Raw genomic sequence first — 13,932 nt, 5'->3', positions numbered from 1 at the left:
GGGAAACGCTTTTTTTAGAACAAATGTGAAAAAATGAAATTCGGGTTGGTAGCGACCCACTCTATTTGACCAGTTGAAATTGATAATCCCCTTCCATGAGAAAGCTGTTTACTGTTATTTGCCTTTTGTTTGTTTCCTTCCAAATTTTGGGTCAAGGCGGAGTGATCTCCGGCCGGGTATTCAATCCCATCAACAATGATCCCATTCCCTTCGCAAATATCCTGGTTCTAGACACAGAATTGGGAACCGTCTCCGATGAAAATGGGAACTATAGATTGGAAAACATTACGCCGGGTCTTTATAATGTGCGTGCAAGTTTTGTCGGATTTCGTTCCAAAACCACCTTTGAAGTACAAGTAACCTTGGCAAAATCGGTTCAGCTTGATTTTGGGCTTCTGGAGGAAGCCTCAGAACTTGGCGAGGTATTGGTCAGCTCGGAATTTACCAGATCTGAGGAAACACCGCTTTCTGTCCGAAAACTCAATGCCAATGAAATCGAGCGGTATCCCGGCGGAAACAGAGACATCAGCAGGGTGATCCAATCCCTTCCAGGAGTGGCCAGTACCGCCAGTTTTCGCAATGACATCATTATTAGGGGAGGGGCACCCAGCGAAAACAAATTCTATATCGATGAAATCGAGGTTCCGGTCATCAACCATTTTGCAACCCAAGGTTCTTCCGGAGGACCCGTCGGGATTCTCAATGTAAACCTGATCAAAAATGTGGACCTGATCACCGGAGGATTTCCTTCCAACAGGATGAATTCCCTGAGTTCTTTTTTTGAATTTCAACTGAAGGAAGGAAGAAGGGACAAAATGGCGACCCAGCTTACCGTAGGCGCAAGCGAACTTACCTTGTCCAATGAAGGTCCTTTGGGGGATAAAACGACCTATTTGGTGTCTGCAAGACGTTCGTATCTGCAGGGATTATTCAGATTGATTGGACTCCCTTTTCTCCCCACTTTCAATGACTTCCAAGTCAAAACGACAACAAAAATCAACGACAAAACCGAACTCACTTTTATCGGAGTAGGGGCAATCGATGATTTCGTGCTCAATTTTGACACACCCAAAAATGAATTGGAAGAGGATCGCGAAAACCGACTTTTCCTGTTGGAAAGCCTCCCTATTTCCTCCCAGTGGAATTACGCCACAGGGCTCAAGCTCAAAAAATTCAGGGACAATGGTTTTTGGACATTTGTACTCAGCCGAAACATGCTGAACAACCGCTCCTTCAAATACGCAAGAAACGACGAAAGCAATCCTGAAAATCTATTGTTCGATTATACCTCTCAGGAGAGCGAGAACAAATTCCGGGCAGAAAACAGTGTCTTTGGAAAAGGTTTTACCTTGAAATATGGGGTGAATTATGAATTTGCACGTTATCTCATCCGTGATTTTGACCGGGGAACACTGGCCGGGCAAGGAGAAACCATCAATGTGAATGACAAATCGTTTTTCAACAGTTATGGGGCTTTTATCTCTGGGAGCAAAAATTATTTCCAAGACAGGTTGTTGGTGACGGGAGGCGTCCGGTTGGATGGCAGCGATTTTGGAAAAACAGCCCAAAATCCTTTGAACCAAATCAGCCCAAGGGTTTCGGTATCCTATCAATTGAAACCCAACCTATTCCTAACCGGAAATACGGGTGTTTATTACCAGAAGCCTCCTTACACCGCTTTGGGGTACAGAAACAACGAGGGAGAATTGACCAATCAAATCAATGACATCCGATTCATCCGTTCCGCTCAGGTGATTGCGGGAATTGAAAAGGTCATGCCTGAAAAAAAACGAAGGATCACTGCCGAGGCCTTCTACAAACACTACAGCAACTATCCATCTTCCATCCGAAATGGGATTGCCTTGGCCAATCTCGGGGCTGATTTTGGGGTCATTGGCAATGAGCCCATCAATTCCAATGCACAAGGCAGGGCTTACGGCTTGGAATTATTGGCCCAACAGCGGCTTTTCCAAAATTTTTACGGAATAGCAGCCGTCACCTTGGTCAGAAGTGAGTTTACCAATCCCAACACAGTCGGTTACCTTCCCTCTTCTTGGGACAACCGATTTATCGTCAGCCTGACGGCGGGTAGACGATTCGGCAAAAACTGGGAAATCGGGGGTAGATGGAGATTTTTGGGAGGAACACCGTATACGCCTTTCGATCTGGCATCTTCTTCGCTGATCAGCAACTGGGATTTGAGAGGCCAAGGGCAACTTGATTTTGATCAAATCAATGCGGTACGTTTGCCTGCTTTCCATCAATTGGATTTGAGGATCGATAAAAAATATTTCTTCGAAAAATGGAGCCTGAACTGGTACTTCGACATCCAGAATGCCTATAATTTCCAGGCAGAGCAAGCACCTCGTTTGGTCCCTGTCAGAGATGGTTCGGGCCAGCTAATTGTAAGGACAGACGATCCATCCCGATATCAGTTGCGGACAGTAGAAAACCCTGCAGGGACCATTTTGCCGACGATTGGATTGATCATTGAGTTTTAGATGTAAAGTCTCATCGGCATAACCGGAAATTGCAAGGGGCAAAAGGGTTCTTTCTTTGATTCCTCAAGCATTGCTTATCTTTGCCTCCAATGAAAAAAATACTGATTGGATTGGCGATGTTTTTATCGTTCGGCGGATATGCCCAGGAATCCTCCAAAGGTGATTCTACGGGAAATCCGGGATTGATAGAAAAGCTGTTTGATTTTGCCGACAATACCATCAACCTGATCTCGGGTGAAAAATGGTCCTTTATTCCGGCAGTGGTCTATTCCCCCGAGACCAGCTTGGGTCTTGGGGCCCGGGCAATCCGGGTTTTTCGGCATAAAAACATCGCGGACTCCCTTTTGAGACCCTCCACCCTGCCCATCACCTTTTTGTACACCTTCAACAACCAGACTTTTCTGACCACCGAGCTGGATCTTTGGGCAAACAAGAATAGGGAACACATGAATGTCCGACTGGAACTGTCCAATTATCCATTCAAGTTTTATGGGATTGGAAACGAGTTGGATGCCTCCAATGAAGAATTTTATTCCACCAGATTCTTTTATTTTCATGTGGATTACGAGTGGCAAATTTCAAGAGGGCTTTATATTGGCCCCAGATATGAGTTTCGAACAGACAATATCTACAAGAAAAAACCAGATGGGATTTTGGATAGTGATCAGGTTGCAGGGAGTGATGGCCAGCGCATTTCGGGACTGGGATTGGTCCTCAACCAGGACACCCGCGACAATATCTTCCAACCACACAAGGGCTGGTATAACCAATACTCTTGGATGACTTTTCAGCCTTTCCTGGGAAGCAATTTCACCTTCAACCAATACAGACTAGACTTCAGAAGATACCTAAACCTTCACAAAAAACAGGTCCTTGCCCTGCAGAGTTGGTGGAGTTTCACGGCAGGAAATCCTCCTTTCCAACACGTTTCCCTTATTGGGGGAAGCCAACTGATGCGCGGTTATTTTGAAGGGCGCTATCGTGACAACCATGCCATGGTCCATCAGGCAGAATACCGCGTTCCCATTTTCCGGAATTTTGGAATGGTTTTTTTCGGAAGTGCCGGGCAAGTCGCCCATCAAGTCAATTCCTTCGGCTGGGATAGATTTAGGTATGGAGGTGGACTCGGTTTCAGGTATCGACTGAATCAAGAAGGCCTCAATATCCGGATGGATATCGCCTTCGGTGACCAGAAAGCGTTCTATTTTGGATTGAATGAGGTTTTTTAGCTTCTTGTTTTTTACTCCAAGATTTCTTTACAGCCGAATACGTTTTTTTGCAGGCTTTGATTTTTTTCTTTGCGTTCCTTGTGAAAAAAAACTTTTGGCTTTTGTTGCCTTACCGGTGAAGAGGTTTTGCGCAAAGATCGGCAAGGGGTTTTCAGAGACCGCAAAGGCCTTTTTCTATACAGTATCGATTTTTTTCCTAGTGTCTTTTTCGAATCACGTTGCGTGCTTTGGAAAAAAACAAAGAGAGCAAGGCATTTTTTGTGCTGGTGAAACCCTCTTTTTCCAAAACCAAGCTTATGATCTACTTTAGAATGTAGGACAACCCCACGTTTGCGACAAAGTTCTTGCGGTCATAGCCAGGCACAAAGTATTGGTCGGGTTGATTTTCGAGGAACCACTTGTAGTTCAATGTGTTTACATACTGAAATGTACCGCTCACCAGAAGATTGCCAAATCTCCAATCTGCGACTAAAGAGGGAACCAAGTCCACGTATTTGTTCCTTAAATCCTTGGAGGCTTCATATCGGAAATAATAAAAATCATTGTTGTACACGATGCGCTCAAACTGAAAACCCAATCGATTGAAGTCCTTTACCCAGGCAAATTCAACCCAGTTGACATTTGCCGCAGGCCCATATCCGACCCCAAGGACTTGCCCTTTGTGTGTGTATCCGTGGCGCACATGGTCGTGGATGTACCAGGTATCCAAATCTCGGATGGATTCCCGGATGGATTGACCGGTTTGCGTCATCTCGGCGCTGATCTGCAAATATTGACCACTGCGTTTCAATGACATCATGTTGGAAAACCCGAGCGTAAAACCACGGTTTCTTTCAGGGGTAATGATAAAGTCACTGATTCTTCTGCTGTTCCCATTGGTGCCATACTCTCCGTAAAATTCAAAGTGGCCCTCAGTGCTCATCCAGCGGAAAAAGCCACTGCTGAATTGCTGTCTTTTGTCGCGAGTGGAATTCACGACATTATTCAGACCTTTTCCTCCATTGAAAACCGGTAGATAATCCGAAAATCTGTCCATATCGGATCGGTACATGTGATTCACTGAAGCATAGCCAACCGAAAGTCCCGGAACCCATTTGGGTTGATACGTGAAGATCAATCCCGAAAGGTAGCGGCCATTGTCCTCTCTTTTGGGTATCAATACAGGGTTTTGCTGTATATTGTAATCCGGGTGAGGAGGCAAATAATCTGTGCTTTTTAGAAAGCCGGCAATAAATTGACCTTCAAAATGTCCAATGGGAGTTTCCACCGGTTTCAAAGTGTTGGCCGTGAAATGTAAAAACCCAGGAGCATTGTTACTCAACAGCAGTGAATTGCGTTTTGCCGGTCCCCACCAAAGGTTTTCAGTGGATACACCAACCGAAAAGTCCCCGGGATTGTACCGGATACTTGAATTTCCCGGGAGAAGCCGATTGTAACCTGCGCCTCCAAATCTTTCGGGCATATCAATCCGGTTCATGTACTCGTAATAAAACAGTATCGTGGCCTGATGTTCCAAGGGGAATCCAAGATAATCCTGGTTTTGGGCAAGCAAAATTTCAGGTTGAAGCTGGAAACTAAAATCCTTGTACTTGACAAAAATCCCCCCGCTCAAAACGGTCTGTAATCCCTTATTTGGGATCATCGCTCCGTCATTCAGCCCAAAAGCATACCGTGAGTTAAACTGGGTCCTTATTCCAAATGGCATGGTCAAAATAAGACCTTCCTGCTCCTCTCCAAATTTTCGGTTAAACTCTGAATCCTCGTAATCGGTGAAAGTACTGTCCAAGTCAATCCCATTGTACCTATCAAAGGCGTAAGCGGGATATAGTGGTCTGATGGAAAAGGAACTGAGAGGATCTACCTTGCCCAGCAATTGTTGTCTTCTGATGTATTCTTCCAAAACGGGAGTGTTCAGTGGAAGAGATTGTGCCAAAAGACCTGTATTCAAGGAAGCACCAAGACACAGGAGAAGAAAAATGGATTTGAATACCGTTATTTTCATTTTGTTTTTTTCTGTATCAAATGACGACCATGGAAGTCACTTCTATTTTGGCAATCGACCAACTCTCGTCACAGATGGGATCGGGTGAATTTAGGGCCTTGAGCTCGTCTCCCAGGGTGATTTTCACACTGGAAGAACGGTGGGTAACCAATCTGGAAATACTGTATCGCGTGGTGTAGCTTTGACTCGCCCCAAAAAGGCAAAGTCCTGGTAAGTTCGTCTGTACCGCACCTGTTTTCGGATCGTTTTGCCTAAAATAATCCTGAGGATATGACTGTTTCAAGCAATAGGTCGATGCACAGGGAGAGTTGGAAAAGGTGGTTCTGACAACTTCTTGGCCATCCACCTTCATGTACCATATGTCCGGGCCACTAAGTCCATCGTCTGGATTCCCATCCCAACTGTCGTGGATTAGAATATCTACTGTCACTTTTAAAATATTGTGTCCTGGCAAATCCGGGATCGTCATTGAAACTTCCTCATTGTGATAAAATCCCACAACTGTATCAGATTGGAACACAAAAAGCCTGGCATTTTCAAAGTTGGCCAAATTCAAGGTGGAAAAATCATTGGAATACACCATGACTTCACTTTCAAGTGTGTCCTCACAAGAAGAGGTCAAAATAAATAGAGTCATGAGTCCTAAAAAAGAAGCAAATGGGTTTTTTATTATGCTAAGCATATCTTGCGGAAAAGAGGTAATCGTAATTCAATCAAGCTGTTATGGATAATCAGTTTTTAACTTACCCACAAATAAACGAAATTAAACTTGAAATGGGTCAATTTCTTGTTGGGTATATCATTCGCTGAAATTCAAGAATGAACAGATTTTTCTCTATTTTGCAGCCTCAAATTGCAGCTTTTAAGATGATCAAACTTACTTTAGTGGCTGGTGCAAGGCCCAATTTCATGAAAATCGCACCTATGGTCCATGCCATCCAAGCCCAACAGGCATTGGGTTCGACCATTTCATTCAGACTTGTCCACACAGGACAACATTATGACAAAAAAATGTCCGGTGATTTTTTTGACCAATTGAATATCCCTGAGCCGAATGCAAATTTGGGCGCAGGTGGCGGAACACAAGCAGAACAGACATCTGCGGTAATGATCGCATTTGAAAAGGAATTGATGGAAAACAGGCCGAATTTGGTCATTGTGGTGGGAGACGTCACTTCCACCTTGGCGTGTTCCATCGCTGCGAAAAAACTCAACATCGATGTTGCCCACGTGGAAGGCGGAATTCGTTCCGGAGATTTGAGCATGCCCGAAGAAATCAATCGGATGGTGACCGATAGCATCACGGATCATTTTTTCACCACCTCCGAGATCGCCAATGAAAACCTTAGAAAATCAGGTTTTCCAGAGGCAAGCATCCATTTTGTCGGAAATACCATGATCGATACACTGATGGCCAACATGGACCGATTCCAAATACCTGAGGGGAAAATTTATGATACATTAAAACCAAAGGAATATTTCGTCATGACCATGCACCGACCTGCCAATGTGGATCAGGAAGAAACGCTCAAGGAAATGATCCAGGCAATTTTGGATGGGACAAAGGGTTTTCCAGTGGTGTTCCCAGTGCATCCAAGGACAGCCAAAATCCTCGAAAACATGGGGATTTCAGACCCTAACCTACACATGACCGATCCCCTGGGCTACCTTGAATTCAATTACTTGGTCAAAAACGCCAAAGGCGTCATCACTGATTCTGGTGGAATTACCGAAGAAGCTTCCGTCATGAACGTACCCTGCATGACACTAAGGAACAATACCGAAAGAGCGGAAACAATTCATTTGGGCACAAATGAATTGGTCGGTACCGATCCCAAAAAACTTGCCCCCTACCTTGAAAAATTAATGAAAGGGGAATGGAAACAGTACCAGGGAATTCCGATGTGGGATGGGAAGACCGCTCAGCGGATTGTGGATAAAATTATTTCCATTTATTCCTAAAATCGCAAATCCAAGTGGTCAGTTTCCACTGATTTGATTAAAAAAACTTACCCTTCCTTTGCCGAATTCAGCAAAGGAAGGGTACTTTAATGTTCCTGATTGACCTGACCATTCGGATGAATCAAGGACTTGAACAGAAGGCTTCCAAAGGAATACTTTGACAAATCCTGACCATTAATTCTTCATTTAGGAAACAGGAGATTTTGGAAATAAATAGAAATTGGCTCAATTTATCCCTCATATTAGAGTTGCCCATTATTTTTTCAGGGTCCCAACTCGAAAAGACCAGACGCTGTGGAAGTTTAGGCAGTTAGAGGGCTCAAAAAAACAATGTGGACAATTATGCAAAACAGAATCCAAGAATTGATTGAGACATTGGGACTACAACCCCATCCTGAAGGTGGATATTTTGCGGAAACTTACCGTGCTCCACAATGGATCAACACTGAGAACGGGAATCGAAGCCTGGCAACATCCATTTTCTTTTTGCTCACTTCTGAAAACATCTCCAGATTCCATCAGATCAAAAGTGATGAACTCTGGTTTTATCATGAAGGAAGCCCTTTGACCGTGCACGTCCTTTCAGAAAATGGGTATAAAAAACTCTTGGTCGGTCCTGCATCCGGAAGTGGTCATTTCCCCCAACAAATGGTGCCTTCGGGAGTTATTTTTGGGTCAACAGTCGATGAACCGGATTCCTATTCTTTGGTTTCTTGCGTCGTCGCCCCTGGGTTTGATTTTCAGGATTTCAAAATGTTTGGCGAGGCAGCACTTTTGGAATTGTTTCCTGAGGAGAAAGCCATCATTGCGCGGATGTCCTAATTGGTCATCAACTGAACTTCAAGCCTTATTCCAACTAAGAATTTATCTTTTGACACAGATAACGATTCCTGTTGCCCAGTGCTGCTTGGTTAAAAAGAGATCTCCTCTGTTTTCCAAAAAAGAAACAAGTTTTTCGGCCTTTTCCTGATGACCTTCCGGCCAATTGTCTTGGGGGAGCATGTCATCTATGATATACAATCCACCTGGATTCAACATGGACAAAACCTCCTCCAAAAGCAGGTATTTTCCATGCCAGGTATCTGCAAAAATGTAATCGAATTTCCGGGACAAATTCTTCCCCACCCAAACCCCGCCATCCGTTTCCACCAGTTCCAACCTGCTGTCTTCTCCCAAATATTCCATGGCGATACCCAAAAAATTTGGGTCATTGTCGATGGAAACCAGAGTGGCGTTCTGATCCATTCCATCCAATATCCAGGCTGTTGAAAGCCCTGTTCCGGTACCCAATTCAAGAAATTTACCTCCTGGTTTGGTTCCGGCCAATGTGCGGAGCAAGGAACATGTCAAGATATCAGAAGCCATATTGAAACCGCAATTTTTGGTTGCTTGGTCGATTTCCACATAGGCATTGGGAAGTGGTTGATTGTTTTCTTTTGTCATATATTTTCGTTTTAATCCGGGATGCCTTTTGATTGGGACAATAAAACAACCCACAACATAGTCGAATTATTTTTGAATTTGATAGGTAATGATAGGCAATTGAATTCAAATACTTTTCGAGTATCGCATTATTTTATGTAGCTTGATTCCTGTTAGGACTCCTTCAAAAAGCCATCGGATATGTTGCCTTCGAACCTCACTTTTATCAAAGAGCAGTTGGATTCCCTTGAATCCAAAATGTTGGCTGAAGTGGACAAAAGGAGTTTTTTACTAAAAACCCTTCATCCCGAACAATTTCATTCTGCCAGAAACCTGATTCATTATCTTACCCTCAGGAAAGAGGAAATTAGGCCTTTGCAGAATGAACTGCATACGCTCGGCTTGTCCTCACTGGCAAGTGCCGAAAGCCATATCCGCAGACAAATCCAAGCGATACAGGAACGCATTGGAATGGAATATTCCCCCGAACAATTGGAAGTCTGCACCTATGATTTCAGCAAGACAATTTTGGCCAATAAAAACATCCAGCTTTTCGGCCCCAAACCTGGCCTTGACGAGCCTTACATCATGGTCACTTTCGATGTATCTTTTGCAGAAAACCTTGACCTGATCAAGAATCTGCTGAAAAAGGGGATGAATGTTTGCCGCATCAATTGTGCACATGATGACGAAAAGACTTGGTCCAAAATGATCCTAAACCTCAAAAAAGCCTGTCAAAAAACCGGATTGGATTGTAAAATCTATATGGACCTCGCTGGCCCAAAAATCCGGACTCAAATTCTGAACAAGGGTAAAGACAAAGGAAAAGTCAAGATCAAACTGGGACAATTGATTTGGTTGGCTTACGAAAGTGGTGGTTTTGAAAAGGAAGATGTCGTCATCAGTCCAAATGAACCGGGTATCATTCCCTTTCTGAAAATTGGGGAGAGGGTTTTCATCGACGATGGGATCATCCTCGGATTTGTCGAAAAAATCAAAAAAGGGGTCGCTGGTATTCGGATCACAAGGATTTCATCCTCCAAAAGTCATATCAAAAAGGGGAAAGGCATCAATTTTCCGGACACCCATTTGTCCATTCCCTCTCTCACGGATTATGATAAAAAATGCCTGCCTTTCATCTGTTCCCAAGCAGACTTGATTGGGTATTCCTTTGTAAGGACTCCTGAAGATATCACAGAACTTCACAAATTGTTACAAATACAATCCCAGCAACCGCCAAAACTCATTCTGAAAATCGAAACGCATGAGGCTGTTAAAAATCTCCCACATCTTCTCCTTGAGGGTATGCAACAAGCTGCCTTTGGAGTCATGATCGCACGAGGGGATCTGGCTGTAGAAATTGGTTTTGAAAGGACTGGAGAAATCCAGGAAGAAATCCTATGGATCTGCGAAGCTGCGCACACACCTGTGGTTTGGGCCACACAAGTCTTGGAAAGCCTCAACAAATCCGGGATGGCTACCCGTTCGGAAATCACCGATGCCGGACAAGCCGCCCAAGCCGAATGTGTCATGATCAATAAAGGGGAATATACATTGGAGGTACTCGAAGCCTTCCGAAACATTTTCCATCGAAGTATGGCCCATAAAACAAAAAAACGCTTCATTTTTCGCCCTTTGGGAATTGCGGCCAAGTTTATTGATTCCTAAGTATACTGTATCCCTTAGATAATTTTTCGATTGCCATTAGGACACAAAATTTGACCCGTTATATGCAGTATCAATTTTATTCAGGTTTGTAATTGCTTATTAATCGGCCGGTTGTTTACTGTTTTTGACTTCTCCGTTTTAGGTTTTACATTATTATCCAAATAGCCTGATTTTTTTTGCATTTATAGCCCTATTTGGAAACCTAATGCACATTTCGGGTTTAAGTGAGGGATAGCAGGTAGTCCGTACCCAGATTTTTTTCAAATAAAAAGAGATTTTTTTGGCCTTTTTTATTTAATCATCGTAATATTGCAATATAATATTTACCTTTCTGAAAGTCATTGGCCAGCTTTACTTTGTGCAAAGAAAAGTGCCTGTGCAATTCGGAAACAGATTTCATTTCAACAAAAAATAGCAAGACAATGGGGGTAACAAAATCAGCACTCTTTACGGCCGAGCAAAATCAAATGGCTCAGTTCGCCAAAGTTTTGGGGCATCCTGCAAGAATCGCCATTATCCAATATTTGCTTAAATCCAATACCTGTATCAATGGGGATCTGGTCCTTGAGCTGGGTTTGGCACAGGCAACGATCAGTCAGCATTTGCGGGAATTGAAAGAAATTGGGATTATCCAAGGCACCATCGAAGGAGCTTCAGTAAGTTATTGTATCCATCATGGGAGGTGGATAGAGTTCAAGGAAATATTCAGTGCACTGTTTGACCAATACGAAGGCCCTGACGCAAATACCTGTTGTTGAATAAACCCACTCAAAATCATTGAAAATTCGCTAAAACCAAAATCATGAAAACCTCAGAATTCACCACATTACTCGAACAAAACCCTGGCTTGGCTTTGTATTTTGAATACCAGGAGGGGAAATATGTAAGAACGGACTACCACATCACCGAAATTAAAAATGTCAGTTATGACACAGTGGATTGCGGTGGAATTCAAAATGCGTGGAATGAAGTCCATGTGCAGCTTTGGGAAAACCAAATCCCTGAACCGGATCACCATGTGGATACGACCAAAGCTTTGAAAATCTTCCAAGTGGTAGACAAAGTTCGGTCAACCCTCAAGGACGTCGAGATCAAATTCGAATACGGAAACGCTTCTTTTCCAACAGCAATCCTTCCCATAAGCAACCTCCTAAACAATGGCTCAAGCATCATTGTACAATTGACACCAGACCAAACCTCCTGCAAAGCAAAGGACAGGGCGACCAGCCCAGAAGAAGCGGCAGCGGCCTGCTGTGGTACTCCCGTCAAAAAAAGCATCCAATTGTCTGCGATTTCAGCGGCAGAATGTACTCCTGGCGGGGGATGTTGCTAATAAATTCTAGACAGGGGAAGTAACATTAAAGTGTGATGGCTCCTGTCTTTTGATTTCACTTAAAAATCCTCTCAAAAACTGATGAATCCCATCCTCCAAACCACCATCAACAAAGCCAAAACGATTCCTATTTCGGAAGAAAGAAAGGCCATTCTTCAGGAATTCATCCAGTATATCCAACAAAAAGTGGATGCTGGAAAGACCGTCAACCTGAATTTTATCTGTACGCACAATTCCCGACGCAGCCAGTTTTCCCAGATCTGGGCACAGACCGCTGCAGACCTCAATGGCATAGAAGCCGCCTGTTTTTCAGGAGGAGTGGAAGTCACCGAATTCAATGAAAGAGCTGTAAACTCCATCAAACGTGCGGGATTCCGAGTGACCAAAAATGGCCTTGAAAACCCTAAATACTTCATTTTCCATTCGGATGATTCGGAACCAATTGTCGCATTTTCCAAGATTTTTGATGATTCCGCCAATGCACCTACGGGTTTTGCCGCAATTATGACCTGTTCCCATGCTGACGAGAATTGCCCCTTTATCCCAGGTGCTGAAGCCAGGATTCCGGTCAGGTATGAAGATCCAAAAGCTTTCGATGGCACTCCGGAAGAATCCGAGAAGTATGACGAGAGGAGCTTGCAAATCGCATCCGAAATGTTTTATGTATTTTCCAAAATCAAAAAATAATGAGCCCTGTTTTGGAACAACCTAAAAAGCAAATCGCATTCTTCGAGAGGTATTTGAGTCTATGGGTAGCCTTGTGTATCGGTTTGGGAATCCTCATTGGTCATTTTGCGGGAGCAGACCTAGCTTTCCTGAGTGGAATGGAGATTTACAATGTCAATATCCCCATCGCCATCCTGATCTGGATGATGATCTATCCGATGATGCTGCAGATCGATTTTTCCAGCTTGAAGAAAATCGGAAAATCTCCAAAAGGACTTTTGCTGACCCTCGTGATCAATTGGTTAATCAAGCCTTTTACCATGGCATTCTTTGCCTGGATATTCTTCGATCAAATTTATTCGGCTTTCATTTCGCCAGAATTGGCTGGGGAATATATCGCCGGAGCCATTATTTTGGGCGTTGCGCCCTGCACTGCAATGGTCTTTGTATGGTCTTATCTCACCGATGGCGATCCCAATTATACGTTGGTACAAGTCACCGTCAATGATTTGATCATTCTGGTTGCATTTGTTCCCCTCGTTGGCTTATTGCTTGGGATCACGGACATCACGGTCCCCTATGATACTTTGGTCGCCAGTGTTTTGATTTTTGTGGTTGTGCCCTTGGTAGCGGGGATCATCACGAGCAAGACTTTGGTCAAAAGCAAAGGGGAAGTCTGGTTCAAAAAGGAATTTCTCCCCAAATTCAAGCCCGTCAGCATCATTGCCCTTTTACTTACCTTGGTACTACTATTTGCTTTTCAGGGCCCCAATATCGTGGACAATCCCCTGATCATCCTGCTTATTGCCATTCCCTTGACAATACAGACCTATTTTATTTTCTTTTTGGCATGGTTTGGAGGAAGAAAACTGAAACTTTCCCATGCGATCTGTTCCCCGGCCGCAATGATTGGGGCAAGCAATTTCTTTGAGTTGGCAGTGGCGGTCGCGATTGCCTTATTTGGTTTGCACAGCCCGGCGGCTTTGGTGACGGTCGTCGGTGTTTTGGTGGAAGTTCCCATCATGCTGTCTCTGGTGGCCTTGGCCAATAAGTGGAAGTATTGATGAAAAAGTGAAGAAATCCGAGCATTGTGGATATTCCGGTATTTGCCTGACTTCCGGAGTCAATTTCATCTAAAAAGCGGGGCAA

12 protein-coding genes are annotated in these 13,932 nt (G+C 43.8%); 9 read left to right on the top strand and 3 right to left on the bottom strand.

The features are described 5' to 3' along the window. Window positions 1-95 precede the first annotated feature (95 nt). A complete protein-coding gene (locus tag F824_RS0101330; protein ID WP_019596040.1) occupies window positions 96-2,501 on the top strand; it encodes a TonB-dependent receptor in 2,406 nt (801 codons plus the stop codon). A gap of 89 nt (window positions 2,502-2,590) precedes the next feature. Further along, complete coding sequence (locus tag F824_RS0101325; protein WP_019596039.1) at window positions 2,591-3,730, top strand: BamA/TamA family outer membrane protein; 1,140 nt, start codon at window positions 2,591-2,593, stop codon at window positions 3,728-3,730. Between the two features lie 301 nt (window positions 3,731-4,031). On the opposite strand, the gene F824_RS0101315 is transcribed toward F824_RS0101325, so the two are convergent. Both F824_RS0101315 and F824_RS0101310 read right to left on the bottom strand, forming a co-directional pair. After that, a complete protein-coding gene (locus F824_RS0101315; RefSeq protein ID WP_019596037.1) occupies window positions 4,032-5,732 on the bottom strand; it encodes a capsule assembly Wzi family protein in 1,701 nt (566 codons plus the stop codon). 16 nt (window positions 5,733-5,748) lie between these two features. Continuing rightward, entirely contained in the window at window positions 5,749-6,414 is a 666-nt protein-coding gene (locus F824_RS0101310) for a hypothetical protein (protein ID WP_031327110.1), read from the bottom strand. 185 nt (window positions 6,415-6,599) lie between these two features. Between F824_RS0101310 and wecB the strand changes: the two genes are divergently transcribed. Together wecB and F824_RS0101300 are read left to right on the top strand one after the other, a co-directional pair. Beyond that, a complete protein-coding gene (gene wecB / locus F824_RS0101305; RefSeq protein WP_026333425.1) occupies window positions 6,600-7,694 on the top strand; it encodes a non-hydrolyzing UDP-N-acetylglucosamine 2-epimerase in 1,095 nt (364 codons plus the stop codon). A 342-nt stretch (window positions 7,695-8,036) separates the two neighbouring features. Continuing rightward, entirely contained in the window at window positions 8,037-8,516 is a 480-nt protein-coding gene (locus F824_RS0101300) for a cupin domain-containing protein (RefSeq protein WP_026333424.1), read from the top strand. Window positions 8,517-8,558: 42 nt separating this feature from the next. Here F824_RS0101300 and F824_RS0101295 read toward each other — a convergent pair whose 3' ends face one another. Then, window positions 8,559-9,137 (bottom strand): O-methyltransferase, encoded by a 579-nt coding sequence (locus tag F824_RS0101295; protein WP_019596033.1) that lies wholly within the window; start codon window positions 9,135-9,137, stop codon window positions 8,559-8,561. A gap of 180 nt (window positions 9,138-9,317) precedes the next feature. Here F824_RS0101295 and F824_RS0101290 point away from each other — a divergent pair, with 180 nt between their 5' ends. The 5 genes from F824_RS0101290 to arsB all read left to right on the top strand — a co-directional run bounded on the left by F824_RS0101290 (window position 9,318) and on the right by arsB (window position 13,847). Continuing rightward, complete coding sequence (locus F824_RS0101290; RefSeq protein WP_019596032.1) at window positions 9,318-10,784, top strand: pyruvate kinase; 1,467 nt, start codon at window positions 9,318-9,320, stop codon at window positions 10,782-10,784. A gap of 422 nt (window positions 10,785-11,206) precedes the next feature. Then, the gene (locus tag F824_RS0101285; RefSeq protein ID WP_019596031.1) at window positions 11,207-11,542 is read left to right on the top strand and encodes an ArsR/SmtB family transcription factor; all 336 of its coding nucleotides are present in this window, start codon (window positions 11,207-11,209) and stop codon (window positions 11,540-11,542) included. A 44-nt stretch (window positions 11,543-11,586) separates the two neighbouring features. Beyond that, a complete protein-coding gene (locus F824_RS0101280) occupies window positions 11,587-12,117 on the top strand; it encodes a DUF6428 family protein (protein WP_019596030.1) in 531 nt (176 codons plus the stop codon). A gap of 81 nt (window positions 12,118-12,198) precedes the next feature. Further along, the gene (locus F824_RS0101275; RefSeq protein ID WP_019596029.1) at window positions 12,199-12,804 is read left to right on the top strand and encodes a low molecular weight phosphatase family protein; all 606 of its coding nucleotides are present in this window, start codon (window positions 12,199-12,201) and stop codon (window positions 12,802-12,804) included. Further along, a complete protein-coding gene (gene arsB / locus F824_RS0101270; protein WP_019596028.1) occupies window positions 12,804-13,847 on the top strand; it encodes an ACR3 family arsenite efflux transporter in 1,044 nt (347 codons plus the stop codon). Before F824_RS0101275 ends, arsB begins: the two co-directional genes overlap by 1 nt. Window positions 13,848-13,932: the final 85 nt, after the last annotated feature.

The organism is Rhodonellum psychrophilum GCM71 = DSM 17998, from assembly GCF_000381545.1.
In the GTDB taxonomy this organism is placed as follows: Bacteria; Bacteroidota; Bacteroidia; order Cytophagales; family Cyclobacteriaceae; genus Rhodonellum; species Rhodonellum psychrophilum.
The sequence above is the reverse complement of the archived record's forward strand: the minus strand, read 5'-3'. Positions and strand labels throughout refer to the sequence as shown.